The following is a 24195-nucleotide window of genomic DNA, read 5'->3' on the forward strand; positions in this document are numbered from 1 at the left end:
TGCCCCTTTCGCCAATGACAAACGGGAGATGAAACATGAAGTCCTTCGGCTTCGCGGCCGGTGTTGCCGCCGCCTTTACGCTGCTTTCCTCAACCTCCGCTTTTGCTGTCACGCAGATCAGTTGGTGGCACGCCATGACTGGCGCCAATGCTGAAGTCGTCGACAAGATCTCCAAAGATTTCAATGCCAGCCAAAGCGACTATGAGCTCGTTCCGGTGTTCAAGGGCACGTATCCCGAGACGCTGAATGCCGGCATCGCCGCCTACCGCGCCGGCCAGGCGCCCGACATTATTCAGGTGTTCGACGTCGGCACCGGCGTGATGATGGCAGCCGAAGGAGCAATCAAGCCGGCAGCCGATGTGTTGACCAGCGCTGGAATGACCTTCGACAAGAGCCAATACCTGCCAGGCATAGTCGGCTATTATTCGAAGCCGGACGGCACCATGCTGTCCTTCCCCTACAACTCTTCTTCGCCGATCCTTTATTACAACAAGGATATCTTCCAGAAGGCTGGCCTCGACGTCGACAGCCCGCCCAAGACCTGGAAGGAAGTGTGGGAAGATGCCAAGAAGATCAAGGCGAGCGGCGCGGCCACCTGCGGCTACACCTCGACCTGGCTGACCTGGATCCATCTGGAGAATTTCGCCGCCTGGAATGATGTGCCATGGGCCACCCAGCAGAATGGCTTGGCCGGCGGCGATGTCGAACTCAAGATCAATGCGCCGATTTTCGTCAATCACTTCCAGGCGCTCGCAGACCTCGCCAAGGACGGCACCTTCAAATATGGCGGGCGCACCTCCGAAGCCAAGCAGATCTTCCTTGCTGGCGAATGCGGGATCATGACCGAATCCTCCGGAGGTCTCGGCGATATCGTCAAGTCCGGGATAAATTACGGCATTGGCCAATTGCCCTACGACAGCGACGCCAAGGGCGCACCGCAGAACACGACGCCGGGCGGCGCCAGCCTGTGGGTTTTCGCGGACAAATCCGACGAGGAATACAAGGGCGTCGCGGCCTTCTTCGCCTACCTGTCGAAGACTGACGTGCAGGAATACCTGCACCAGAAGTCGGGTTACCTGCCGGTAACGCTTGCGGCCTACGAAGCGACCAAGAAATCCGGATTCTACGACAAGAACATCGGTCGCGAGACGCCGATCCTGCAGATGACGGGTAAGGCGCCGACCGACAATTCGAAGGGCGTACGTCTGCCGAATCTGCCGCAGGTGCGCGATATCCAGAACGAGGAGTTCGAGAAGATGCTCGCCGGCCAGCAAACCGCGCAGCAGGCGCTCGACAATGCGGTTACGCGTGGCAACGCCGCGATCAAGGAAGCGCTGGGGAATTAAAGCGAGCGCAAAGTCCTTGTTCCACAGCGCACCCACCGTCCTGTCAGGGATCTCCCCCGGAGGGGGAGATTTGCTGTGATCTCGCCAATTGTCGATGCTGCCGAATCTGAAACGTCCGTCAATGCCATCTTTGACAGAGAGGGGCACCATATGGTGCCACCCGACTAACCAGCCCGGAGTGGCTCCTTGACCCCTCGCGTCGTCTTTCCCAACAAGGTCCTCCCCTACCTCTTGGTGGCACCGCAACTTGCCATCACGCTCGTCTTTTTCTACTGGCCGGCCGGTCAGGCTTTCTATCAGTCCATGCTCAGGCAGGACCCGTTCGGACTGAGGACCAGGTTCGTCTGGTTTGCCAATTTCAGGAAGGTGCTTGCCGATCCAGCCTACCTCAACTCGATCAAGGTGACGGTGGTGTTTTCCCTTGCGACCGCTATCGTCGCCATGTGCGTGGCGCTCCTGCTTGCGGTTATGGCAGAGAAGGTGGTGCGCGGCAAAGGTCTCTACCGCACGCTGTTGATCTGGCCTTACGCGGTGGCGCCGGCGATTGCCGGTATGCTGTGGCTGTTCCTGTTCAACCCGTCGATCGGGTCGCTGGCTTATGTGCTGAGAAGTTTCGGCATCGCCTGGGATCCGCTGCTCAACGGCACCGATGCCATGATCCTGCTGGTGTCCGCCGCTGCCTGGAAGCAGATCAGCTATAATTTCCTGTTCTTCGTCGCCGGCCTGCAGGCGGTGCCGAAAACTCTGATCGAGGCGGCGGCCATGGACGGCGCCGGCGAGACCAAGCGCTTCTGGACCATCGTCTTTCCGCTGCTTGCGCCGACGACGTTCTTCCTGCTGGTCGTCAACACCGTCTATGCCCTGTTCGACACGTTCGGCATCGTCCACGCCGTCACTGGCGGCGGGCCGGGCAAGGCGACCGAGACGCTGGTCTACAAGGTCTACAATGACGGCTTCGTCAATCTGATCCTCGGTGACTCCGCGGCGCAGTCGGTCATCCTGATGATCATCGTCATCTCGCTCACCGCCATCCAGTTCCGCTACGTGGAACGCAAAGTCCATTACGGCTGAGGGCAGCGATGATCGGTCAGTCCTCGACTCGCATTTTCCTCGCCCATGCCGTGCTCATCCTCGGCATACTGATCGTCGCCTTTCCGATCTATTACACTTTCGTCGCCTCGACGCAGACGCTGCAAACGATCCTAAGGCCGCCATTGCCGCTCCTGCCCGGCGACCAGTTCTGGAACAACTACGCCGAGGCACTGTTCGGCGGTGTCGGCCGCATCGGCGGAGTCAGCGTTGGCAGGCTGCTGCTCAACACGACGATCATGGCGCTCGGCGTCGCGGTGGGAAAGATCTTCATCTCGATCCTGTCGGCATACGCCATCGTTTTCTTCCGATTTCCGCTGCGCATGACCTTCTTTTGGTTGATCTTCATCACCTTGATGCTTCCTGTCGAGGTACGCATCCTGCCAACCTACAAGGTGATGGTCGATCTGGGTATGATCGACACTTATGCGGGCCTGATCATCCCTTTGATCGCTTCTGCCACCGCCACACTGCTGTTTCGACAGTTTTTCATGACCATCCCAGGTGAACTCGTGGAGGCGGCGCGTGTAGACGGTGCGGGGCCATGGCGCTTCTTCTTCGATATCCTGTTGCCCTTGTCGCGGACAAACATCGCGGCGCTGTTCGTCATCCTCTTCATCTATGGCTGGACACAGTATCTATGGCCGTTGCTTGTCACCAACAGCAACAACATGAATACGATCGTCATCGCGCTCAGGAAGATGGTCTCCTTCGCCGATGCCGATACGCAATGGCACCTGGTCATGGTCACAGCGATGCTGGCCATCGTGCCGCCGATCCTGGTCGTGGTGCTGATGCAACGCTGGTTCGTTCGCGGCCTAGTCGATTCCGAAAAGTGAGAAGCTGATGGCGACCGTCGATCTGAAGGACGTTAAGAAGGTCTACCCGAGCGGCTTCGAGGCCGTGAAGGGGGTTTCCATCGCCGTTCCCGACAAGCAGCTTTGCGTGCTGGTCGGCCCATCCGGCTGCGGCAAGTCCACGCTGCTCAGAATGATCGCCGGGCTCGAAACCATCTCCTCGGGAACGGTTGCGATCGACGGCAAGATCGTCAACTCCATCGGCCCGACCGAGCGTGACATCGCCATGGTGTTCCAGAATTATGCGCTCTACCCGCATATGAAGGTCTACGACAATATGGCCTACGGGTTGCGCAACCGCGGCACGCCGAAAGACGAGATCGACAGCCGGGTCCGTTCGACGGCGAAGGTGCTGGAACTTTCAACACTGCTCGACCGACGCCCGCGCGAGCTGTCCGGCGGCCAGCGCCAGCGGGTCGCCATGGGCCGTGCCATTGTGCGCAACCCGCGCGTTTTCCTGTTCGACGAGCCGCTCTCCAATCTCGATGCCAAATTGCGCGGCCAGATGCGGGTCGAGATCAAGAACCTGCAGCGCTCGCTCGGCGTCACGTCGGTCTATGTCACCCACGACCAGCTCGAGGCGATGACGCTGGCCGACATCCTCGTTGTCATGAATGCCGGACTGGTCGAGCAGATGGGGGCGCCGCTCGACGTCTACGAGAAACCGGCTTCGACGTTCGTCGCTTCCTTCATCGGCGCGCCGCCGATGAATCTCCTGGCGTTGACCGCAGGCTCCTCGGGCCCGATGCTAGCTGACGGCACGGCGATTGCCTTCGCGCCTGAGCAGGCAAGAGCCGCGACAGTCGGTTTTCGGCCCGAGGATGCCGATGTTACCTTCAATGCGGAGGCGCCGTCCGGCGCACTCGTCCTGCCGGCGCTGGTCGCGGCCGTCGAACCGGTAGGTGCCGAGAGTTTTCTTCACTGCGCCGCAGGCGGCAGCAGCATCATCGTGCGTGTCGCTGGTCGCGCGACCGCTACGGTCGGCAACCAATTGCGCGTGGTTGCCAAGGCAGAAAAGCTGCATTGGTTCGATCAGGCCGGAAAGCGCGTCGGCTAGTCCGAACGATATGTCCTACGCCCCACCCGCCGGCGTTCAGGCAAAGACATGCGCCTTTCCCGACACGGTCAGCCGGACGATCTCGCCGACCGCCGGCGCGTCCATGCCCGGTTTGCGCAGCACCAGCGGCGTGTTGCCGATCGCGGCCGCATCGGGCGGATCCGCATTGTTCAGAAGCCGCACCGCGATCGTGCACATCGAGCCGGCGAATTCCGATTCCGTCACTTCGCCGAACAGCATGTCCGAAGTGCCCGACATGCCCTCGCGCGACGTTCTTTTCAGCGCGATCTGCTCCGGCCGCAGCATGATGCGGGCAACATCGCGGCTGTCGTTGGTGTCGACCGCGATGCGGCCGAGCGGCGAGCTGGCGAAGCCAGCGGATATCTTTGCCGGCAGGATGATGGCGTCGCCGAGGAATTCGGCGATCATCCTGTCCTTCGGCTTGAAATAGAGTTCGCGCGGCGTACCGATCTGCGAGAACTTGCCATCGCGCATCACCGCGACCTGACTGGCGAAGGACAGCGCTTCGGCCTGGTCGTGCGTCACCAGGATGGTGGTGATGCCGGCGGTTTCCAGAAGCTCGGCCACTGCCTTGCGCATCGAGGCGCGCAGGCCGGTGTCGAGCGCCGAGAACGGCTCGTCAAGAAGCATCAGCCTGGGTTTCATCGCCATGGCGCGGGCCAGCGCCACGCGCTGCTGCTGGCCGCCGGAGAGTTCGTGCGGACGGCGTTTGAGGATCGCCTTGTCGAGCCCGACGATATAAGCGAGTTCGACGATGCGCTCTGTGCGCTTTTCTTCGCCGCGCGCCATGCCGAAGCCGATATTGTCGCCGATGGTCAGATGCGGGAACAGAGCGCCGTCCTGCGCCACCACGCCGATGCCGCGGCGATGTGCCGGCACGGCACCGTCACCATTGGCCAGGACCTCGCCGTCGAGCATGATGCGGCCCCGATCCGGGGCCTCGAAGCCGGCGATCAGCCGCAGCAGGGTCGTCTTGCCGCAGCCCGATGGGCCGACAATCGCCGTGCGGCTGCCACTGGCGACGCTGAGGTCGACGCCAGCAAGCGCCGCGACCGGGCCGTAATGCTTGTGCAGGCCGCTGATCTCGAGAAAGCTCATCGTCCGGCCATCCGTTTCGACTGGACATAAAGCAGCCAGGTCAAGGGAAGCGACATGGCCACCATGATGAAGGCGTAAGGTGCCGCAGAGGCATAATCAATCTCGCCGCTATAGGACCAGAACGCCATCGCCAGCGTGCGGGTGCCGTTCGGCGCCAGCATCTGGGTGGCGGTCAGTTCGTTCATGATGCCGAGCGCCACCAGCGCCATGCCGGCTGCGGCACCTGGCGCCGACAGGCGGATCGTGGTCGACCACAGCGCCTGCAGCGGCGGCCGGCCGAGGCTGGAAGCTGCGCGCTCGAGTTCGACAGGTGCCTGCGCGATCGACGCGCGCAGGCTGACCAGCGCGCGCGGCAGGAACATCAGCGCATAAGCCATCAGGATGGTGAACAGGGTCTGGTAGAGCGGAAACGCGATGCGCACGGTGATGGTGACCAGCGCCAGCGCAATGACGACCCCCGGCAACGAGCCGACGATGTAATTGCAGCCCTCCAGCAGGCGCTGCAATGGCCCCGGCGCGCGGATCGAGATCCAGGCCATCGGCATGGCGGCGACCGTGGCGAGCAATGCGCCGGCGAGCGCCAGGAACAGCGTTTGGCCAAGCGCCAGCCCAATCTCGTCGAAGCGCCAGACAGCGGCGCCGCCAGCGGCAAGCCAGCCGCCGATGGTGACGAACGGCACGCCAAGCGCCAGCAGCGTGGTGACGACAAGCAAGGCCAGGCAAGGTCCGGTGGCCCGTCCCAGGCTTGTGCGCTGCTGATAGCGCGCGGCGCCGGAGCCGACGCGGGCATAGCGCTCCTCGCCGCGCACCAGCACTTCGAGGCCGAGCAGCACGAAACAGCAGCTCACCAGCACGCCAGCCAGCATGTTGGCGGCCGGCCCGTTGAAGGTCGACTGGAATTGGTCGACGATCGCCGTGGTGAAGGTGTCGAAGCGGATGAAGACATAGAGGCCGTACTCAGCCAGCAGATGCAGACCGACCAGCAGCGAGCCGCCGCAGATCGCGAGCCGCAATTGCGGCAGCACGACACGCCAAAACACGCGCCGGGGCCCAAGGCCGAGCGCGGCGGCGGCGTCCTCGAGGGCGGGATCGAGACGGCGCAGCGCCGCCGACACCGGCAGATACAGGAGCGGGAAATAGGCGATCACGGAAATCAGGACGCCGGCCCACAGGCCGTGCAGTCCTGGCACCATGGTGATCCAGGCATAGCTGTGCACGAAAGCGGGAATGGCGAGCGGCGCCACGCACAGCCACGCCCAGAACCGGGCGCCCGGCAGGTTGCTGCGCTCGGTCAGCCAGGCCAGTGCAACCGACAGCACGATGGTGATCGGCACGCAGAGCAGCACCAGCAGGACAGTGTTGACCAGAAGCTCGCCGACACGTGGCCGGAAGACCAGCGCCGAGACGGTTTCCCAGCCGGTCTGCACTGCGATCCAGATGATGAAGGCAAGCGGCAGCAGCGCCAGCAGCGCAACGAAGATAGCGACGATGACCAGCCAAAGCGGTACGCGCCGCCGAGACCTTCGGCCTGTGCCCGAAGGCAGGCCCGAGCGCGCAAGATCGACCGCAGACTGCATCAGGTCAGACGCCACGCCGTTGGCGCTCAGCTGCAGCAATTGAAGGACCGCGGTCGCGGTCGGGAACACAGCGTGTCGTCATCGACGAATGCCATCTCGAAAAACAAAATCACTCCCGCGGAAGGCGAATTCCCGCGGGAGCGTGGTCGGTTGTCCTTTTAGGAGGAATGCCAACTAAAGCAAGCCGGCTGCCGTCATCAGGTCGGTGACCTTCTTGGAGTTCAGCCTCGTGGCATCGACCTTTGGCGCCTGCAAATCGGCGAGCGGTACCAGCTTAGGGTTGGACTCCGCACCCTTGCCGACCGCGTATTCGAAGGAATCGCCGGTCTTCAGCACGTCCTGGCCGCCCTTGCCGGTGACCCATTTCAGGAAGGCCTGGGCTTCCTTCGGATGCTTGCTCGAAGCCAGCACACCGCCACCGGAGATCGAAACGAACGCGCCCGGATCCTGATTCTTGAAATAGTGCAACTCGACATTCTTGCTGTTTTCGCCGGTCTTGGCCTGATCGCCGAAATAGTAATAATGGTAGATCACGCCGCCTTCGATTTCGCCGGCGTTGACCGCCTTCATCACCGTGCTGTTGCCCTTGTAGGCGGTGAAATTGGTCTTCATCGCCTTCAGCCAGTCCGCCGTGGCGGCCTCGCCCTTGAGCTGAAGCAGCGCACTGACGATGGCCTGGAAATCGGCGCCCGATGGGGAAGCGGCCCAACGGCCCTTCCAGCTCGGATCCGCGAGGTCAAGCATCGACTTGGGTAGCTGGTCGGCGCTCAGCTTGGTCTTGTTATAGGCAAAGACCGTACTGCGCGCCGCGACGCCGACCCATTTGCCGCTGGCCGGCTGATAGTCCTGGGGAACCTGGGCCAGCGTGTCGGCTTCGACCGGCGCGAACAGGCCGGCATTTTCGACCAGCACCATGGCTGGCGAGTTTTCCGTCAGGAACACGTCTGCGGGCGAAGCAGCGCCCTCGGCGACGATCTGGTTCGAGAAATCGCTGTCGCCGCCATTGCGCACCGTTACCTTGATGCCGGTCTCCTTGGTGAAGCCTTCGGCCCACGCCTTGGTCAGGCTCTCGTGCTGGGCGTTGTAAACAATGATGCCATCATCTTCCGCCATCGCCGTACCGGCGAGCAGGGTGATTGCCAGCGCGGTGGCGCCGACGAGGGTGGAAAGGGCGTATTTCATGGCATGTCCTCGTTCTGCGGGTCTTCGATCTGTCAGGGCTGCACCTATCGATACCTGACCACGATAGTCAACATTGCTTTGCTGATTTTGATCGAGCGCCTGCAAAGTTTCGTGATTTGCCGCTAGTTTGGCTTGGACATTATTTCGCCGGCCACGTAACAAATCAGCGCCGAGACGCGAAAATCGGGGGAGTGAACTCTTGTGAGCGGCAAGAACGAGGCCGAGCTTTCCCGGCTGATGCGGGCCGCGATCGCGGGAGATGAAAGGGCCTATGCCGACTTTCTGCACCGGATTGCCGCGCTGGTGCGCGGTTTTGTCAGGCGCAAGATCGTGCAGGGCGGGGTCGATCCCGAGGATGTCGTGCAGGAAACGTTGCTGGCCATTCATGTGAAACGACATACCTGGCGCCAGGACGCGCCGGTGTTGCCGTGGATCTATGCAATCGCCCGCTTCAAGCTCATCGACGCGTTCCGGCGGCGTGGACGGCGCATCGAGGTCGATATCGACGATATCGCCGAGACATTCGCCGAGCCGGAAGCGGAAACCGTCAACGAGCGCGACATCAACCGGGCTTTGGATGGCCTGTCGCCGGCACAGCGCTCGGTGGTCTCAGCCGTGTCGGTGGAAGGCCGCTCTATCGGAGAGACGGCGGCAAGGTTCGGTATCAGCGAGACGGCGGTGCGTGTGTCGCTGCATCGGGGACTTGCCGCGATAGCCAAGCGATTCGGGCGGGAATGACATGAGGACGGACGATCTCATCAAGGCGCTGGACGCCGATGCCGGTAGCAAGGCGATGCCGTTGCAATCGGCCTGGTGGATGGCCGCCGGTGCTGCGGCGGTGATCGCCGCCGTCGTTTTCCTGCTGACCATCGGCCCGCGCCCGGACTTCATGGCGGCCGCGCATACGATGCGTTTTCTCTCCAAGTTTGTTTTCACCATCGTGCTTGCCGTCAGTGCCTTTGCCCTGGTCCGCGACTTGTCGACGCCGGGAGCTTCGACGCGCCGGGCAATGGCCTGGATGGCCGCGGCGCCGGTGCTGGTAGCCGTGGCGGTGGTTCTGGAGCTTTTCATGGTGCCGGAGGCGCTGTGGGGCACAAGGATGGTCGGCTCCAACATGATGATCTGCATGACATTCATCCCTTTGATCGGGATCGGACCGCTTGCCATCTTCCTGTGGATGCTGCGCTACGGCGCGCCGACACGACCGGTGCTTGCAGGCGCGGTCGCGGGTCTGCTCGCCGGCGGGCTGTCGGCGACCTTCTACGCCGCCCATTGCTTCGACGATTCGCCGCTTTTCGTTGCTACCTGGTACACGATCGCGATCGCTGGACTGGCGCTGCTTGGCGCGCTTGGCGGGCGATTTTTCGTGCGCTGGTAGTGCGCCACCGCGATCACGGCACGTGCTCACCGATCCTTGATCATCCCGGTAACTGTTTGTCGGCCTCGATCAGAACCGGTCCCGAAAAGAGCCTGCTGCTGACGCGAATCTGATCAGCGCGTCGGAACGGGATGCTCGCCGCGATAGTCGTAGAAGCCGCGCCCGGTCTTGCGGCCGAGCCAGCCGGCCTCGACATATTTCACCAGCAGGGGGCAAGGACGGTATTTCGAATCCGACAGGCCGTCGTGCAGCACCTGCATGATCGACAGGCAGGTATCGAGACCGATGAAATCGGCAAGCTGCAGCGGCCCCATCGGATGGTTGGCGCCGAGCCGCATGGCGGTGTCGATGGCGTCGACTGAGCCGACACCCTCATAGAGCGTGTAGATCGCTTCGTTGATCATCGGCAGCAGGATGCGGTTGACGATGAAGGCCGGAAAATCCTCCGAGACCGTGATCGTCTTGTCGAGCTGCTTGACAAAGGTCTTGGCCGCCTCGAAGGTCTGGTCCTCGGTGGCGATGCCGCGCACCAGTTCGACCAGCTTCATCAGCGGCACCGGGTTCATGAAATGTATGCCGATGAACCGCTCCGGCCGGTCGGTTTGCGCGGCAAGCCGCGTGATCGAGATCGACGAAGTGTTGGTCGCCAGGATGGCTTCGGGATTGAGCTGCGGACAGAGCTGGGCGTAGATCTTGCGCTTGACGGTCTCGTCCTCGGTCGCCGCCTCGATCACCAGATCGGCGCCGGCAAGATCCGCCATCGCTGGCGCGGAAGAGATGCGCGCCATCGCTTCGTTGCGCACCTTCTCTTCGAGCTTGCCGGAACCCACCTGGCGGGCCATGTTGCCGCTGATGGTGGCGATGCCCTTCTCGATGCGGTCGGGCGATATATCGTAGATCAGCACCTTGTAGCCCGAAAGCGCGGAGACATGGGCGATACCTCCGCCCATCTGGCCCGCGCCGATGATGCCGATCGTCTCGATCTTGCTCATTACACCGATCCCGTCAAAATGCCTTTGCGGCCTGCTTTTTGTGCGGTGCAAACTAAAAGGGCGGGGCGACTTCGTCTACCCCGCCCTCACTATTTAATACGCTTTGGCAGAAAGCGTCAAAGCGCCTTTTGCAACTCCGGCAGGATGACGAAGAGATCGCCGACGAGGCCGTAGTCGGCAACCTGGAAGATCGGCGCCTCCTCGTCCTTGTTGATGGCGACGATGACCTTCGAATCCTTCATGCCGGCGAGGTGCTGGATGGCGCCGGAGATGCCTACCGCGATGTAGAGATCGGGGGCGACGACCTTGCCGGTCTGGCCGACCTGCCAGTCGTTCGGCGCATAGCCGGCATCGACGGCGGCGCGGGAAGCGCCGACGGCGGCACCGAGCTTGTCGGCGACCGGCAGGATGACCTCCTGGAATTTTTCCGAGGAACCCAGTGCGCGACCACCTGAGATGATGATCTTGGCCGAGGTCAGTTCCGGACGGTCGGTCTCCGAGAGCTTGTTCTCGACGAAGGTGGACAGGCCCGGATTGGCCGCGGCCTTGACGGTCTCGATGGAAGCCGAGCCGCCCTCGGGTGCTGCCTGGAAGGAGGCGGTGCGCACCGTGATCACCTTCTTGGCGTCGCTCGACTGCACCGTCTGGATGGCGTTGCCGGCATAGATCGGCCGCTTGAAGGTGTCGGGCGATACGACTTCGATGATCTCCGATACCTGCGCGACGTCGAGCAAGGCAGCCACGCGCGGCGCGACATTCTTGCCCGACGAGGTCGCCGGCGCGATGATGGTGTCGTAGGCGCCTGCCAGCGACACGACGAGTGCCGCCGTCGGTTCGGCGAGACGCTCGGCGAGTTCGTCGGCTTCCGCGAGCAGCACCTTGGTGACGCCCTTCAGCTTGGCGGCAGCATCGGCTGCGCCCTTGGCGCTCTTGCCGGCCACCAGCACATGCACGTCCGAACCGATCTGCAGGGCCGCCGATAGCGCCTTGGCGGTCTGGTCGGAAAGGGTGGCGTTGTCGTGTTCGGCGATGAGGAGAATTGCCATTTTATCTATTCCTTTCCCGATAGCTTACAAAACGCCGGCTTCGTTCTTCAGCTTGTCGACCAGTTCGGCGACGCTCTTGACCTTGACGCCCGCCTTGCGGCCACCTGGCTCCTCGGTCTTGATGACCTTGAGGCGCGGCTTGACGTCGGCTCCGTAGTCGGCGGGCGATTTCTCGTCGAGCTGCTTCTTCTTTGCCTTCATGATGTTGGGCAGCGAGGCATAGCGCGGCTGGTTGAGGCGAAGGTCGGCGGTCACGATCGCCGGCATCTTCAGTTCCACGGTCTGCAGGCCGCCATCGACTTCGCGCGTCACCTTGGCCTTGTCGCCGTCGAGCACGACCTTGGAAGCGAAGGTGCCCTGCGCCCAGCCCAGAAGCGCCGCCAGCATCTGGCCGGTCTGGTTGGAATCGTCGTCGATCGCCTGCTTGCCGAGGATGACGAGGCCCGGCTGTTCGGCGTCAACGACGCCCTTCAGCACCTTGGCGACGCCGAGCGGCTCGGTCTGCTCGTCGGTCTTGACCAGAATGGCGCGGTCGGCGCCCATGGCGAGTGCGGTGCGCAGGGTTTCCTGCGCCTGCTGCGGGCCGATCGACACGACGATGATCTCTTCCGCCTTGCCGGCTTCCTTCAGCCGGATTGCTTCTTCCACCGCGATCTCGTCGAACGGGTTCATCGCCATCTTGACGTTGGCGAGTTCAACCGCCGAACCATCGGCCTTCACGCGAACCTTCACATTCGCATCCACAACCCGCTTCACGGGCACAAGGATTTTCATTTGCCTGTCACCTCTCTTGAGATAGTTGGGCGCGCCTATAGCAGCCTGCGCCCCTGCGGAGTTGTCGAAAGCCGACATTCCGGATGGAAATTCTGGTCTTTGACCGCCTTAGGCTGCGGCGGAGACGTTTCCGTAGTTGCGGCAACCCTGCACGTCAATACGCCGCAAGCTGCTCAAATCGGTTCAGTCCGAGCTGGACGCGTTTCCTCGCCCCCAGCGCGGTGTCGCGGCGGGTGGGACGGGGATCAGCGGTTCCGTGGCAACCGGCTGTTGGTTGGGAGCGCTGGGCGCGACATCTTCGTCAGGGCCTGCAAACAGCGGCACACCGCGGCTGCGCAATATGAGCACCAGAACGGCGCCGGCGATGATGCCGCCGATGTGGCAGGCCCAGGAGATCTGATCCTCGCCGCCGGCGGCAAACATCACCACCTGGAACAGCACCCACAGAATGAGCGGGATGAAGGCCGGAATGCGCAACGGGATGCGGGCAAAGGCCAGCACCCAGACCTTTACTCTGGGATAAAGGATCAGATAGGCGACGACCACGCCGGCGATGGCCCCGGACGCGCCGATCAGCGGCACCTGCGAATCCCAGGCGACGAGCCCCTGGAATGCCGCTCCCGCAACGGCGCACAACAGGTAGAAGATGAGATAGCGGATGTGGCCGAGCGCATCCTCGACATTGTCGCCGAACACCCACAGGAACAGCATGTTGCCGCCGAGGTGGAAGATGTCGGCGTGCAGGAAGGAATAGCTGAGATAGCTCAGGCTTTCGGGGATGACGACAAAGCGCGGGTCGAGTTCGGCGGTGTCATGCACGACCGACGGGATGAAGCCGAGGCCAAGCACGGCGGCATTGGAGAAATTCTCGCCGCCGATCGCAGTGATGAGGTAGACCAGGGCGTTGACCGCGATCAGCCCGATCGTCACATATTGCAGCCTGATGTGCCGCAGCCTGTTGGTATCGTAGAGCGGGATGAACATGCCGCAGGCCCCTTCCGCTTTCGACAATCAGCGGTTCTTGCCCGGAACCCATAACACGTCGGCGTTTCCGTTGTCATTGACCGCCCGGGCGGCGACAAACAGGAAATCCGAGACGCGGTTGATGTATTTCAGTCCGTCGCGGTTGACGTGTTCGTTCGGGTCCTGGGCCAAGGCCACCATCAGCCGTTCGGCCCGCCGTGCCACGGTGCGGGCGAGGTGCAGGGCGGCCGCTGCCGGTGTACCGCCATTGAGCACGAATGATTTGAGCGGCTGAAGCTGCTTGTTGAGCAGGTCGATCTCCTTCTCGACCCGATCGGTCTGCACGGCGACGATGCGAAGCGGCTCATAGCCGAGCGGCTTGCCGTCGTCGGGCACGGCGAGATCCGCGCCGAGATCGAATAGATCGTTCTGGATGCGGGAGAGCATGGCGTCGATCGCGGGGTGGCTCGATGCCGTGTGGATCCTGGCGATGCCGATGCAGGCATTGGCCTCGTCGACGGTGCCGTAGGCGTCCACCCGCAGATCGGATTTCAGTCGCCGCTCGCCGGTGCCGAGACCCGTGGTGCCGTCATCGCCGGTGCGGGTGTAGATCTTGTTGAGCTTGACCACGTCGCCTCCCGGCAGCCGATATCTCACTTGCGGGTGAAATACACCGCAAGCAGGATCAGCGCCAGCGCCACGGCCTGCAACAGAACGCGCGTCTGCATCAGCTTGTTCGAGGTGAAGCCGGAACCGCCTCGCATCATGTTGATGAGGCCGCGAACGAGGACGATCACCACGGCGACCATGACCAGGATGGCGAGGATGTTGAAGACGGATGCCATTATTGCGTTTCCAGTTGTTTGGCTTCAGGCTCGCTTGGCGAGCAGGCGATAGAGCATCGAAGCGGGCAGGATGCGTTTGAGCGCCGCACCGATCCTGGCCGGCACTGTTACCACATAGTGCGGGCGCGGGCGCCGCGACAGAAGTGCATGGCGCAGCGCCGCGTGGACCACTTCCGGTCCGGGCTTCAAGGCCGATTGACTGCCGCCGGCCCGCAGCCGCTCCAGTTGCGCCGCATAGTCGAGGCGGTGGACTGAAGTCTCGTGCTCGATGTTCTTCAAGAACCAGGGAAGCGCGTTGCTGGCGATCTTCGAGTTTACCGGCCCTGGCTCGATCAGAGAGACATGGATGCCGCTGCCAGCCAGTTCCTGGCGCTGGCACAGCATCAAGGCCTCCAAGGCGTGTTTCGATGCCGAATAGGCGCCGCGAAAACGCACTGGCATCAAGCCGAGGATCGACGAGCAGTGGACGATGCGGCCGTGCCCCTGGCGGCGCATCACCGGCACCAGCCGGCGGGTCAGGTCATGCCATCCGAAGAAATTCGCCTCGAACTGCTCCTTGAGCGCGGCAACGGGCAGATCCTCGACGGCGCCGCCTTGCGCATAGGCGCCATTGTTGAACAGGGCATCGAGCCGGCCGCCGGTGCGGTCGAGCACCGCCGCCACCAGCGCGGCGATGGAATCCGGTTCGCAATAATCGAGATAGAAAGCCTCGATACCGTCGGCCTCGAGTGCGACGATGTCCTGCGGCTTGCGCGCGGTCGCGAACACCCGCCAGCCTTCCGCCTTCAACGCACGGGCGCAATACGCACCAATTCCGGAAGATGCGCCGGTGACGATGATCGGGCGCAACTCTTGCGTTGAACTGTTCGTGGTTTCGCCAAGGGTTGCCATTTGCCGCAATCCCTTCCCATATTCCCGGCGTGGAGACAATTGGAGGGCACGGTTCTTGTTGCGGAAGATCGTTGCACTCAAACGGGTCCTCTACGACGCGCTTGGCCATTTCAACACCGATGACGGCTGGGCGATGGCCAGCCATCTGGCGATCACATCGTTGATGGCCCTGTTCCCATTCCTGATCTTTGCCACCACGCTGGCGAGCTTCCTCGGCGCGCAGGCGTTCTCAGACACGGCCGTGCACCTTGTGTTCGACACCTGGCCCGAGCAGATCGCCAAGCCGATCGCGCGCGAAGTGCTCAATGTGCTGACCGTCAGGCGCACCGATCTCTTGACCTATGGCGTGCTGCTTGCCGCCTACTTCGCCTCGAACGGCATCGAGGCGCTGCGCACGTCGCTCAACCGCGCCTATCGCGTCTCGGAAACGCGCGGCATCATCTACCGCCGGGTGCAGAGCATCATCTTCGTGCTCATCGCAACGGCCGGGTTTCTGGCGATCAGCGTGCTTCTGGTGTTCGCGCCGCTGCTGGCGCGGCTCGCCGAAGCCCATATCGACTGGATCAAGCCCTATATGGGAACCATCACGCTGTGGCGTTATGTGATCGCCTCGGCGGTCATCGTCGGCGGATTGTTTGCCGTCCATTTCTGGTTGCCGGCGGGCAAGCGCCGCCTGGTGTCGATCGTCCCGGGCATCATCTTCACGCTTTCCGGATGGCTTGTCGGCTCGACTGTCTTCGCCACCTATCTCGACCACTTCTCGTCCTACGTGACGACCTATGCCGGCCTCGCCTCGATCATGATCGCCGTGGTCTTCCTCTACATGGTCTCGGCGATCTTCATCCTTGGCGGCGAGCTCAATGCCGCGATCAGCCGCTATCTGGAGGCCCGCGCCCGGGTTGGATGACGGCCGAATTGGAGGATTTGGGAACTGGAGAATTGAAGAATTGAAGAATTGAAGAATTGAAGAAGTGGCACCCAGCACCGGATGGCCCCATTTTCCTCAATTCCTCAATTCCTCAATTCCTCAATTCCTCAATTCCTCAATTCCTCAATTCCTCAATTCCTCAATTCCTCAATTCTACAATTCCACCCTTGGTCTGCCGCGCCGTTGCCAGGCCGACTCCGAATGTGGTGATCGCCATGCCGGCAATCTGCAGCGCGTTGAGTTGCTCGTCGAACAAGGCCCAGGCGATGATGGCCGTCACCGCCGGCACCAAATAGAACAACGAGGCCACTTTCGACATCTCGCCGTCGCGGATCATCACCATCAGCAGGAAGATGGCGCCGAGCGACAGCACCAGCACCAGCCAGGCCATGGCGAAGATCAATTCGCCATTGATGACGACCGTATGCGTCTCGAAGGCGAGCGAAGCCAGGAGCATCAGCGAGGCGCCGCCGACATATTGCCACATGGTCGCCGCGACGAGGTCGCCGCCGGATGCGAAGCGCTTCTGCCAGATGGTGCCGGCGCTCATGCCGAGCACCGAGACCAGCGAGGCGACCAGTGTCGCCGCTGTTACGCCGCCGCCGAGCGCGCCGAGCTTCGGCCACAGCACGATGACGATGCCGACGAGGCCGATGCCAAGGCCAAGCCAGTGGCGTGGCAGGATCGCCTCGCCGAGAAGCTTGCCGGCAAGCACCGCCGTGATCAGCGGCTGCAGGCCGACGATCAGGGCCGAAAAGCCGGCCGGCATGCCGTGGTGGATGGCCCAGAACACGGCACCGAGATAGACGCCGTGCATCAGTATGCCGGCGCCGGTGGCATGCAATGCCTCCTCGCGGGTGGCTCCCTTCGAGCCCAGCACCAGCATCAGGACGGCCAGCAGGATGGCGGCGATGACGAAACGCGCGGCAAGGAAGGTGAACGGCTCCGCCCATGGCATGGCATAGCGCGCGCCGATGAAACCGGTCGCCCACAAGACGACGAAGGTGGCGGGAATGAACCGCTTGATGCTGTGCATGTTCCGGACACCGCCGTGCTGGGGAGAAGTTGAATGTGGCGCTGCTCTACTGCGCTTCAATGCGACGCGCAAAGTGAAACCGTTGATCCATACATCATCGGAATTCAACGGCCGGTGCATTTGGCAGGCCGTTCTCTGGTCTTTTCGGGCTCAAAGCCCGACTGCCCGCCTGATGTCTTCGGGTGATGCGCCGGCATGGCGCAAGGCGGCAAGGCCGGTATCGCCGAGGCTCTTGGACAGCTTTCGTCCATCCGGCCCGAGGATGAGACGATGATGGAAATAGGCAGGCTGCGGCAGCCCGAGGAGTTCCTGCAGCAGGCGCTGCACGGCGGTGGCCGAAAACAGATCCTGCCCGCGCACGACGTGGCTGATGCCTTGCAGCGCATCGTCCATGACGACCGCGAGGTGGTAGCTGGTCGGGATGTCGCGGCGCGCCACGATCACGTCGCCCCACTCCTGCGGGCGGGCTTCGATAGAGCGTGCCACAAGCAGCGTCTCGTCGGAATACTCGGTCCATGACAGGGCCTTGCCGACACGGACCATGGCCGCGCCGACATCCAGTCGCCAGGCGAAAGGCGTGTTTTCGGCGATCCGCCGCTTGCGTTCCTTCATCGGCAGCGCCTTGTCGGCGGCGGGATAGAGCGGTACGCCGTCGGGATCGCGCGGCCAGTCGCGTCCGTGCTTTTCGCTGTCGGTGATAAAGGCGCGGATCTCGCCGCGGCTCATGAAGGCGGGATAGACAAGTTCTTCCGCGATCAGCCGGTCAAGCATCGCCTTGTACTCGGCGAAATGCTCCGACTGGCGGCGCACCGGCTCTTCCCAGGCGAGCCCCAGCCATTTCAGATCGTCAAGCACGCCGGCCTCGAATTGCGGCGTGCAGCGCGTGGTGTCGATGTCCTCGATGCGCAGCAGCAGGCGGCCGCCAGCCTGTGTCGCGAGCTTCTGGTTGAGCAGCGCCGAATAGGCGTGCCCGAGATGCAGTTCGCCATTGGGGCTGGGCGCGAAGCGGAATGTCAGGAGTGTCATCTCTTCTGAGGCAATCGGGTTGTGTGGCGGTTTTGCCAATTGCTACCGTGCAGCCGGTCGAGGAACAAGAAAGCATGCAGCGTATCGTGACATCGGACGACATTGCCCGGGGGCTCGACGCGCTTTGCGTGATCGACCCACGCCTGGAAAAGGTGCGCGGCATGGCCGGCGAGGTGCCGCTGCGTCTCTCCGAGCCGGGGTTTCGGAGCCTGGCGTCGATTGTCGTTTCCCAGCAAGTGTCGCGCGCCAGCGCCGATGCGATCTTCGGCCGGCTGACCAAGCTCGTCGATCCGCTGACGCCGCAGGCTATCCTGGCTGCCGGCGAAGACATGTTTCGCGAGGCCGGCCTGTCGCGGCCGAAGCAGCGCGGCCTGATCGCAATTGCGAAAGCCGTGGTCGACGGCCTCGACCTGCATCACCTCTGTTCGCTCGATGCCCAGGAGGCGATCACGACGATGACGGCGGTGCCGGGCATCGGTCCGTGGACGGCGGAAGTATACCTGTTGTTTGCCGCCGGGCATCCCGACATCTTCCCCGCGCGCGACGTCGCCTTGCAGAGCGCGGTCGGCCATGCACTCGGCATCGACCCGCGTCCGCCGGAGAAAACGCTGATCCAACTCGCCGAATCATGGAGCCCGTGGCGAGGTGTCGCATCGCGGCTTTTCTGGTCCTATTATCGCGAAACCAGAGGGCGGGACGCCGCACCACCGGCCTGAAACCGCAAAAAAGCATGAAAATCCTATCTTTTTGCTGCTTCGACGACGCGACAATCCGCTTCACATCCCTGTCATGTCGGGCTTACAGTATCCTCGCCGTTCGGTTCTAGAACCAAGGAGGTAAACACGTGACGGTTGCCGTATCTCCGGATGGGCTTCCAGCACTTGTGCTGAATGCGGATTACCGTCCGCTCAGCTATTACCCTTTGTCGCTCTGGTCCTGGCAGGACGCGATCAAGGCGGTGTTCCTCGATCGGGTGAACATCGTCGCCGAATACGAGCACGCCGTGTCCTCGCCGACCTTCTCGATGAAGCTGCCGAGCGTGGTCAGCCTGAAGGCCTATGTGAAGCCGTCGAGGCATCCGGCCTTCACCCGCTTCAACGTCTTCCTGCGCGACCGATTCCAGTGCCAGTATTGCGGCACGCCGGAGGACCTGACCTTCGATCACGTCATTCCCCGCCACCGTGGCGGTGCCACGACCTGGGAGAACGTCGTTGCCGCCTGCTCGCCCTGCAACCTCAGGAAAGGCGGCATGATGCCGGCGCACGCCAAGATGTGGCCGCTGCAAAAGCCTTTCCAGCCGACGGTGCATGATCTGCACAATAATGGCCGCCTGTTCCCGCCCAACCATCTGCATGAAAGCTGGATGGATTATCTCTACTGGGATGTCGAACTCGAACCCTGAGATCGGGCCAGCTCGGTCGCTCACTTATCAGCGGCTTCGCGCTTGAGGACCGGCTTCCCCCACTCCGTCGCTGCTTCGCAGCGCCACCTCTCCCCCCTCCGGAGGGAGAGGAAGGGAACCCAGCGTGAGGAGCGGTGGCTAGAATAAGTTCGCGCCCTTCCTCTACCCCGTCGATCGGGGGAGAGGTGGCTCGGCGAAGCCGAGACGGAGTGGGGGTCGATCTGGCTCGGACGTCGAACGCCGCGCGATCCGACTCAGCCTGGCCAATTTTGGCTCAGTCGCGCGTGAAAGCGCCGCGGAAAGCGACGGCGGCGAGGATCAGGCTGGCGATGGCGTTCCACCCGGCCAGCGACAGGCCAAGGATGCGCAGCGCCGCCTTGTCACAGGATGGCGGCACGAACTTGTCGAGCGCGTCGAGCACGCCCTTGCCGCCGGTGTCGACCGGTCCAGCACCCGCGGTGCAATCGGTCGGGCCGGCCCACCACTGCCATTCGACGCCGGAGTGATAGACGCCGAGATAGAGGCCATAGAGCATCAGCAGGCCGCCGACAGCCAGCAGGCCGCGCGTCAGCCAAGCCGGCGCGTGCAGCATCGATGCTATCGCCGCCAGCACCATCAGCGGCGCGCCGATATAGTAGGGCGTGCGCTGCTCCAGGCAGAGGTGGCAGGGAATGTAGCCGCCGAGATACTGGAAGCCGAGCGCCGAGCCGACGGTGGCGGCCATGGCGACGGCGAGGAACAGAGCCGTGCGCGTCCGCTGGCGCCCGGCGTCGGCATTCATGGTCGCTGTCATTTCAATCGGCTCCGTCCGGCTCGCAATGGCTGTCTTCAGAGGGCGTATTTGACTGTTACATAGAGCAAAATCAGGGCGGCGGCGGCGGTCCCTGCAATCAGGCCGAGGCGCTTTTCGATGAAATCGCGGATCGGCTCGCCATAGCGGCGCAAAAGCCAGGCGAGCAGCAGGAAGCGACCACCGCGCGCCACGATCGCCAGCACCGTGAACAGCAGCAAATTGACGCCGATGACGCCCGATAGGATCGTCACCACCTTGATCGGCGGCAAATGGGCAGCGCCCGAAGTGATCAGCATCAGGATGATGAAGCCGACACCCGCGCCCGCGCGCAGCGTCTCGAACTCGTCGTATTTGCCGTAGAATTCGAGGATCGGCCGCGCCACCGCGTCATAGGCATAGTGGCCGATAAACCAGCCGGCGATGCCGCCCAGCACCGAGGCGACGGTGGCGATCAGCGCATAGCGGTAGGCGCGATCCGGCCGCGACAGCGCCATCGGCAGATAGAGCACGTCGGCCGGCACCAGGAACACCGAGCTTTCGACGAAGGCGATGAAGGCCAGCCACCATTCGGCCGATTTGCGGGCCGCCAGCGACAAGGTCCAGTCATAAAGTCCGCGAAGCATCGCCACTCCTAACGCATGTCGCCCAAAATTGCGCAGCGAACTTCTCCGACAGCCGCGCTTTGATGCGCCGCTTGTCTAGAAAGATTTGCCGCACCGCACAATGGCAGCGCGGTCACGAAATCGAAAGACGCAGTTTGGTCGCATCCGGCATGCCGGAGAATTCATGCCGGAGAATTGGCCAGCCGCAGAATTGGCCAGTTGACGAACAGGCCCCCAACCGTATAGTCCCGCGCCATCCAGGCCGCCCGGCCTGAGCCCCTATGGCGGAATTGGTAGACGCGCTCGACTCAAAATCGAGTTCCGCAAGGAGTGCTGGTTCGATCCCGGCTAGGGGCACCAAACTTTCTTCCTGCAGCCAATTCACGTTTCTGGACCGGCTCTACCGCCGTCCCAGCAGGCTCTTCATGCGGTTGCGCAGCAGGCGGGCCATGTTGCGGGTCTCGCGGTAGAGGTGCAGTTGCGAGGCGGCCTGGCGGGTGAGGCGGTCGGCGTCCGGCGTCAGGCCGATCACCAGCGTGCCCATCGGCTTGCGCTCGGCCCACAGCCGGCTCATCACCGGATGGTCGGGCACGGAGCAGGAATCGGTCATCATGATGTTGGGATCGTCGAGATGCTGCCTGGTCACCTCGATCGTCAGCAGCGTGCCCGGCGAATAGGAGGCAAGCGTCTCGTCATAGGCCGTCTTCCAGGTGTAGGCGACGCCGGTTTCGACGAAGACGATCAGGCAGGCGATGGTGCGGCCGTCGAGCGTCAGCGAATGGATGCGGCACATGTCCTGCTCGGCCAGCCGGTGCACCGCCTCGCGGGCGAAGGCGGCGCGGTAGCGGTCGATCGCCATGGCGGTGCGTTCGCGGCCCTTCCAGCCGGCCGCCTCCAGCGTCAGGAAGCTCTCGATGGCGTGGCGGATGTCTTCGGGTCCGCGCGCCACGACATGCTCCAGCCTGCCGAGGTCGCCGAGGCGGCGCTTCAGGCGGCGGAACTCGCGATAGTGGTGCGGGCGCAGCGAGGCCTTGAGATAGTCGTCGCCATCGGCTTCGCTCTCCAGCGCCGGGCGCTGCGTCTGGCCGGTGGTGACCAGCATCAGGCCGCGCGTCTCGGCCACGGTGGCAATCAGGCTCGCTGCCGGGCCATCGAGCCGGATGTCGGGCAGGACGAACACTTTCGGCAGCTTCAGATGCGGGCGCGACAGCATCGCGAAGAAATCCTCGACGACGCCGACCGGATCGTCGCGGTCGACCAGCGGCGTGCCAAGCGGGCCGAACGGGCTCGACCATGTGCGCATGACCGGCACGCCGAGCGGCACGGCCGGCCGCTCCACCGAGAACGGCACCAGGAGCCGCAGCCGGTTGCGGTATTCGTCGCCGTCGCGGATGACCGCCAGCCGCACCTCGCGATCCTCCAGCCGCGGCATTGCGGGTGCCAGGAAGCGCGGGTTGAAGAAGACGTTGGGCTCGACCGTGCGGGCGCAGAGATAATCCAGCTCCTCGACCAGGTCGAAGCCGGCCGATGCCGGGTAGATGGCGAGTTTTCGCTCGGGCCGGTTGTTGGCGAGGATCTCGATATGGGCGGGGTCGGGGTCGCGGGCCAGTCCGGCAAGGCCCGACACCATGGCGCCGGCGCTGCCGCCGCTGGTTTCCTCAAGCAACGGGATGGCGGCCATCACGCGGCTCCTTTCGCAGGCACGAAGATGAGCATGACGATGCCGAGCTTGCGCCACACCGTGAAGGAGAGCGCGCTGGCTTCGAAGATCATGGCAAAGGCGGTGGCCATGGCCGCGCCCCACAGGCCGAACATCGGGATCAGCACCACGTTGAGGCCGATGTTGAAGGCCAGCGTCATGGCATAGACCGCGGCGCAGATGTTCTGGTTACCGCTCATCGTCAGCAGGCTCTCGCACGGGCCGACGGCGGCGCGGGCGACGACGCCGAAGACGAGCAGGAACAGCAGGGGATAGCCGCTGCCGAATTCAGGGCCGAACAGCACCAGCATCGGTTCGCCGAGCGCCAGCACCAGCAGCGCCATCAACAGCGATGGCCAGAACGTCCACGACACCGTCTCGCGGGCAAAGGCGGCGAGCCTTTGCGGGTCGCCATGGGTGAACTGCGCATAGCGCTGGGCAACGCCGGCCTTGACGGCGAAATAGACGAAATGCACCAGCGCCAGCGTCTTCACCGTGGCGAAATAGACGGCGACGTCGTTGGGATCCATATAGGCGCCGACCATCAGCACGTCGGCATTGGTGAGCAGGAAGAAAAAGCTTTCGACCAGGAAGATCGGCAGCGAGACGACGAACCATTGCGCGAAATGCACCTTCATCGGCCCGGCCGGGATCTGCCTTTCCATGCGCTGGGTGACGCCGATGAGCTGACCGAGCGTGGTGGCGTAGGTGGCGGCGATCGAGGCGAAGATGGCGGTCTTTGCGTCGGGGGCGTAGCCCGCCGCGAGCATCAGCGCCATGAACAGCAGGATCAGGATGGGTCGCACCAGATAGGTCGGCGACAGGGCAAACAGCGCCCAGCTGTTAGCGCGTGCCAGACCCGACAGAAGGTCCGACATGGCGATCATCGGCAGGCAGATGACGCCGAGGATGAACGGGATCACATAGTAGTTTTCGATCCAGGGTGCCGCCAGCCAGACGCCGAGCGCGCCGAGCCCGGCGATGAGCGTGGAGGCGATCAGCACGAACAGGCGGCTGGCCAGCACGATGCCGCGCAGTTCGTCCATCAGGCCGCGCTCGCGGTATTCGGGAATGAAGCGGATGACCGAGGTGTGGAAGCCGAGGCAGGCGAGGTTGCCGACGATCACCATCGTCACCCAGACGAGGACGAAGATGCCGTATTCGAACGAGCCCATCCAGCGCGCCATAAGCACCTGGCTGATGAAGGCGATGACGGCGCTGACGATGCGGATGGCGAAGGCGATGACCGACATGCGGCCCGCCTCGCCGCGCTCGTCGGCGGTGAACAGCACGGCATCGATGCGGCCAAGCAGCGGCCTCATGCGCAGCGCCCAACGCTGCGGCAAGAACCGCCCGGCAGTCGTGGCCGCGGAAAAGCGCACCCCGATTTCTCTCCGTTTTCCGCTTCTTTTTCAGGGTTGGGTGTAGCGGAGACACATTAAGAAACGGTTGGGTGAGGAGGGTGGGTGCGGCACGCGCATTCGTCATGCCGGCATGACGAATGGCGAGCGAACGCTGGGGAGTTGCTGGAGGCGAAGGGCCCCAGGCCGACCGGTGCAGGACGCGGCTTTTGCATCATGCAGGTCGCTGGCG

The 24195-nt window shown here is 63.2% G+C and carries 25 protein-coding genes and 1 tRNA gene; 10 read left to right on the forward strand and 16 right to left on the reverse strand.

All coding sequences use genetic code 11. The features are described from left to right. Positions 1 to 35 precede the first annotated feature (35 nt). The 4 genes from ugpB (at position 36) to NKH57_RS08225 (ending at position 4349) form a co-directional block, all read left to right on the forward strand. Positions 36 to 1346 (forward strand): sn-glycerol-3-phosphate ABC transporter substrate-binding protein UgpB, encoded by a 1311-nt coding sequence (gene ugpB, locus NKH57_RS08210; protein ID WP_352943383.1) that lies wholly within the window; start codon positions 36 to 38, stop codon positions 1344 to 1346. 186 nt (positions 1347 to 1532) lie between these two features. After that, positions 1533 to 2417 carry a sn-glycerol-3-phosphate ABC transporter permease UgpA gene (gene ugpA, locus NKH57_RS08215; RefSeq protein ID WP_352943386.1) on the forward strand — a complete coding sequence of 295 codons (885 nt, stop codon included), beginning with the start codon at positions 1533 to 1535 and terminating at the stop codon, positions 2415 to 2417. Between the two features lie 8 nt (positions 2418 to 2425). Next, positions 2426 to 3274, forward strand: a complete 849-nt coding sequence (gene ugpE / locus NKH57_RS08220) for a sn-glycerol-3-phosphate ABC transporter permease UgpE (RefSeq protein ID WP_352943389.1) — start codon at positions 2426 to 2428, stop codon at positions 3272 to 3274. A gap of 7 nt (positions 3275 to 3281) precedes the next feature. After that, positions 3282 to 4349 carry a sn-glycerol-3-phosphate import ATP-binding protein UgpC gene (locus NKH57_RS08225; protein ID WP_352943392.1) on the forward strand — a complete coding sequence of 356 codons (1068 nt, stop codon included), beginning with the start codon at positions 3282 to 3284 and terminating at the stop codon, positions 4347 to 4349. Positions 4350 to 4385: 36 nt separating this feature from the next. Here the strand turns inward: NKH57_RS08225 and NKH57_RS08230 are convergent, their stop codons facing one another. The 3 genes from NKH57_RS08230 to NKH57_RS08240 all read right to left on the reverse strand — a co-directional run bounded on the left by NKH57_RS08230 (position 4386) and on the right by NKH57_RS08240 (position 8227). Next, on the reverse strand, positions 4386 to 5468 hold the full coding sequence (locus NKH57_RS08230; RefSeq protein WP_352727925.1) for an ABC transporter ATP-binding protein: 1083 nt from the start codon (positions 5466 to 5468) through the stop codon (positions 4386 to 4388). Then, on the reverse strand, positions 5465 to 7045 hold the full coding sequence (locus NKH57_RS08235) for an ABC transporter permease (RefSeq protein ID WP_352728011.1): 1581 nt from the start codon (positions 7043 to 7045) through the stop codon (positions 5465 to 5467). Before NKH57_RS08235 ends, NKH57_RS08230 begins: the two co-directional genes overlap by 4 nt. A gap of 174 nt (positions 7046 to 7219) precedes the next feature. Further along, positions 7220 to 8227 carry an iron ABC transporter substrate-binding protein gene (locus NKH57_RS08240; protein WP_352943395.1) on the reverse strand — a complete coding sequence of 336 codons (1008 nt, stop codon included), beginning with the start codon at positions 8225 to 8227 and terminating at the stop codon, positions 7220 to 7222. A 201-nt stretch (positions 8228 to 8428) separates the two neighbouring features. Here NKH57_RS08240 and NKH57_RS08245 point away from each other — a divergent pair, with 201 nt between their 5' ends. Continuing rightward, positions 8429 to 8965, forward strand: coding sequence for a sigma-70 family RNA polymerase sigma factor (locus NKH57_RS08245; protein WP_352943398.1), 537 nt, complete (start codon positions 8429 to 8431; stop codon positions 8963 to 8965). 1 nt (position 8966) lies between these two features. Continuing rightward, positions 8967 to 9605 (forward strand): NrsF family protein, encoded by a 639-nt coding sequence (locus tag NKH57_RS08250; RefSeq protein ID WP_352943401.1) that lies wholly within the window; start codon positions 8967 to 8969, stop codon positions 9603 to 9605. A gap of 113 nt (positions 9606 to 9718) precedes the next feature. On the opposite strand, the gene NKH57_RS08255 is transcribed toward NKH57_RS08250, so the two are convergent. From NKH57_RS08255 to NKH57_RS08285, 7 genes are all read right to left on the reverse strand, one after another. Continuing rightward, positions 9719 to 10597 (reverse strand): 3-hydroxybutyryl-CoA dehydrogenase, encoded by an 879-nt coding sequence (locus NKH57_RS08255; protein WP_352604382.1) that lies wholly within the window; start codon positions 10595 to 10597, stop codon positions 9719 to 9721. Between the two features lie 116 nt (positions 10598 to 10713). Beyond that, entirely contained in the window at positions 10714 to 11643 is a 930-nt protein-coding gene (locus NKH57_RS08260; protein ID WP_352836682.1) for an electron transfer flavoprotein subunit alpha/FixB family protein, read from the reverse strand. Positions 11644 to 11667: 24 nt separating this feature from the next. After that, a complete protein-coding gene (locus NKH57_RS08265; RefSeq protein ID WP_352943405.1) occupies positions 11668 to 12417 on the reverse strand; it encodes an electron transfer flavoprotein subunit beta/FixA family protein in 750 nt (249 codons plus the stop codon). Positions 12418 to 12600: 183 nt separating this feature from the next. Beyond that, complete coding sequence (locus tag NKH57_RS08270; RefSeq protein ID WP_352943489.1) at positions 12601 to 13401, reverse strand: rhomboid family intramembrane serine protease; 801 nt, start codon at positions 13399 to 13401, stop codon at positions 12601 to 12603. A gap of 27 nt (positions 13402 to 13428) precedes the next feature. Next, complete coding sequence (locus NKH57_RS08275) at positions 13429 to 14010, reverse strand: cob(I)yrinic acid a,c-diamide adenosyltransferase (protein WP_352943408.1); 582 nt, start codon at positions 14008 to 14010, stop codon at positions 13429 to 13431. A 23-nt stretch (positions 14011 to 14033) separates the two neighbouring features. Beyond that, on the reverse strand, positions 14034 to 14225 hold the full coding sequence (locus tag NKH57_RS08280) for a twin transmembrane helix small protein (protein ID WP_023757208.1): 192 nt from the start codon (positions 14223 to 14225) through the stop codon (positions 14034 to 14036). 24 nt (positions 14226 to 14249) lie between these two features. After that, positions 14250 to 15116, reverse strand: a complete 867-nt coding sequence (locus NKH57_RS08285; RefSeq protein WP_352943411.1) for an SDR family oxidoreductase — start codon at positions 15114 to 15116, stop codon at positions 14250 to 14252. 55 nt (positions 15117 to 15171) lie between these two features. Here NKH57_RS08285 and NKH57_RS08290 point away from each other — a divergent pair, with 55 nt between their 5' ends. After that, positions 15172 to 16023: a YihY/virulence factor BrkB family protein gene (locus tag NKH57_RS08290; protein WP_032906951.1), complete on the forward strand. Its 852-nt coding sequence runs from the start codon at positions 15172 to 15174 to the stop codon at positions 16021 to 16023. A 160-nt stretch (positions 16024 to 16183) separates the two neighbouring features. On the opposite strand, the gene NKH57_RS08295 is transcribed toward NKH57_RS08290, so the two are convergent. Together NKH57_RS08295 and gluQRS are read right to left on the reverse strand one after the other, a co-directional pair. After that, a complete protein-coding gene (locus NKH57_RS08295; protein WP_352943414.1) occupies positions 16184 to 17080 on the reverse strand; it encodes a DMT family transporter in 897 nt (298 codons plus the stop codon). Positions 17081 to 17230: 150 nt separating this feature from the next. Then, entirely contained in the window at positions 17231 to 18106 is an 876-nt protein-coding gene (gene gluQRS, locus NKH57_RS08300; RefSeq protein ID WP_352943417.1) for a tRNA glutamyl-Q(34) synthetase GluQRS, read from the reverse strand. Between the two features lie 74 nt (positions 18107 to 18180). Here gluQRS and NKH57_RS08305 point away from each other — a divergent pair, with 74 nt between their 5' ends. Beyond that, the gene (locus NKH57_RS08305; RefSeq protein ID WP_352943420.1) at positions 18181 to 18822 is read left to right on the forward strand and encodes a DNA-3-methyladenine glycosylase family protein; all 642 of its coding nucleotides are present in this window, start codon (positions 18181 to 18183) and stop codon (positions 18820 to 18822) included. A 128-nt stretch (positions 18823 to 18950) separates the two neighbouring features. Next, on the forward strand, positions 18951 to 19508 hold the full coding sequence (locus NKH57_RS08310) for an HNH endonuclease (protein ID WP_006328497.1): 558 nt from the start codon (positions 18951 to 18953) through the stop codon (positions 19506 to 19508). A gap of 274 nt (positions 19509 to 19782) precedes the next feature. Here the strand turns inward: NKH57_RS08310 and NKH57_RS08315 are convergent, their stop codons facing one another. Both NKH57_RS08315 and NKH57_RS08320 read right to left on the reverse strand, forming a co-directional pair. Next, positions 19783 to 20301 (reverse strand): disulfide bond formation protein B, encoded by a 519-nt coding sequence (locus NKH57_RS08315; RefSeq protein WP_352943423.1) that lies wholly within the window; start codon positions 20299 to 20301, stop codon positions 19783 to 19785. A 35-nt stretch (positions 20302 to 20336) separates the two neighbouring features. Beyond that, positions 20337 to 20924 carry a YqaA family protein gene (locus tag NKH57_RS08320; RefSeq protein ID WP_352943426.1) on the reverse strand — a complete coding sequence of 196 codons (588 nt, stop codon included), beginning with the start codon at positions 20922 to 20924 and terminating at the stop codon, positions 20337 to 20339. A 254-nt stretch (positions 20925 to 21178) separates the two neighbouring features. Here NKH57_RS08320 and NKH57_RS08325 point away from each other — a divergent pair. Continuing rightward, positions 21179 to 21263 (forward strand) — tRNA-Leu (locus NKH57_RS08325). 40 nt (positions 21264 to 21303) lie between these two features. Here the strand turns inward: NKH57_RS08325 and NKH57_RS08330 are convergent. Both NKH57_RS08330 and NKH57_RS08335 read right to left on the reverse strand, forming a co-directional pair. After that, the gene (locus NKH57_RS08330; RefSeq protein WP_352943429.1) at positions 21304 to 22584 is read right to left on the reverse strand and encodes a GNAT family N-acetyltransferase; all 1281 of its coding nucleotides are present in this window, start codon (positions 22582 to 22584) and stop codon (positions 21304 to 21306) included. After that, positions 22584 to 23984 carry a lipopolysaccharide biosynthesis protein gene (locus NKH57_RS08335; protein ID WP_352943431.1) on the reverse strand — a complete coding sequence of 467 codons (1401 nt, stop codon included), beginning with the start codon at positions 23982 to 23984 and terminating at the stop codon, positions 22584 to 22586. Before NKH57_RS08335 ends, NKH57_RS08330 begins: the two co-directional genes overlap by 1 nt. Positions 23985 to 24195: the final 211 nt, after the last annotated feature.

The organism is Mesorhizobium sp. M1050 (assembly GCF_040318715.1).
Taxonomy (GTDB): Bacteria; Pseudomonadota; Alphaproteobacteria; order Rhizobiales; family Rhizobiaceae; genus Mesorhizobium.

What these genes read in the sequence shown, in the direction of transcription:
- NKH57_RS08320 (WP_352943426.1), bottom strand. Translation starts at nt 20,924, where the DNA reads ATGCTTCGCGGACTTTATGACTGGACCTTGTCGCTGGCGGCCCGCAAA.
- NKH57_RS08270 (WP_352943489.1), bottom strand. Translation starts at nt 13,401, where the DNA reads ATGTTCATCCCGCTCTACGATACCAACAGGCTGCGGCACATCAGGCTG.
- NKH57_RS08230 (WP_352727925.1), bottom strand. Translation starts at nt 5,468, where the DNA reads ATGAGCTTTCTCGAGATCAGCGGCCTGCACAAGCATTACGGCCCGGTC.
- NKH57_RS08260 (WP_352836682.1), bottom strand. Translation starts at nt 11,643, where the DNA reads ATGGCAATTCTCCTCATCGCCGAACACGACAACGCCACCCTTTCCGAC.
- gluQRS (WP_352943417.1), bottom strand. Translation starts at nt 18,106, where the DNA reads ATGACACTCCTGACATTCCGCTTCGCGCCCAGCCCCAATGGCGAACTG.
- NKH57_RS08330 (WP_352943429.1), bottom strand. Translation starts at nt 22,584, where the DNA reads ATGGCCGCCATCCCGTTGCTTGAGGAAACCAGCGGCGGCAGCGCCGGC.
- ugpB (WP_352943383.1), top strand. Translation starts at nt 36, where the DNA reads ATGAAGTCCTTCGGCTTCGCGGCCGGTGTTGCCGCCGCCTTTACGCTG.
- NKH57_RS08280 (WP_023757208.1), bottom strand. Translation starts at nt 14,225, where the DNA reads ATGGCATCCGTCTTCAACATCCTCGCCATCCTGGTCATGGTCGCCGTG.
- ugpE (WP_352943389.1), top strand. Translation starts at nt 2,426, where the DNA reads ATGATCGGTCAGTCCTCGACTCGCATTTTCCTCGCCCATGCCGTGCTC.
- NKH57_RS08315 (WP_352943423.1), bottom strand. Translation starts at nt 20,301, where the DNA reads ATGACAGCGACCATGAATGCCGACGCCGGGCGCCAGCGGACGCGCACG.
- NKH57_RS08305 (WP_352943420.1), top strand. Translation starts at nt 18,181, where the DNA reads ATGCAGCGTATCGTGACATCGGACGACATTGCCCGGGGGCTCGACGCG.
- NKH57_RS08250 (WP_352943401.1), top strand. Translation starts at nt 8,967, where the DNA reads ATGAGGACGGACGATCTCATCAAGGCGCTGGACGCCGATGCCGGTAGC.
- NKH57_RS08235 (WP_352728011.1), bottom strand. Translation starts at nt 7,045, where the DNA reads ATGCAGTCTGCGGTCGATCTTGCGCGCTCGGGCCTGCCTTCGGGCACA.
- NKH57_RS08240 (WP_352943395.1), bottom strand. Translation starts at nt 8,227, where the DNA reads ATGAAATACGCCCTTTCCACCCTCGTCGGCGCCACCGCGCTGGCAATC.
- NKH57_RS08255 (WP_352604382.1), bottom strand. Translation starts at nt 10,597, where the DNA reads ATGAGCAAGATCGAGACGATCGGCATCATCGGCGCGGGCCAGATGGGC.
- NKH57_RS08295 (WP_352943414.1), bottom strand. Translation starts at nt 17,080, where the DNA reads ATGCACAGCATCAAGCGGTTCATTCCCGCCACCTTCGTCGTCTTGTGG.
- NKH57_RS08225 (WP_352943392.1), top strand. Translation starts at nt 3,282, where the DNA reads ATGGCGACCGTCGATCTGAAGGACGTTAAGAAGGTCTACCCGAGCGGC.
- NKH57_RS08285 (WP_352943411.1), bottom strand. Translation starts at nt 15,116, where the DNA reads ATGGCAACCCTTGGCGAAACCACGAACAGTTCAACGCAAGAGTTGCGC.
- NKH57_RS08265 (WP_352943405.1), bottom strand. Translation starts at nt 12,417, where the DNA reads ATGAAAATCCTTGTGCCCGTGAAGCGGGTTGTGGATGCGAATGTGAAG.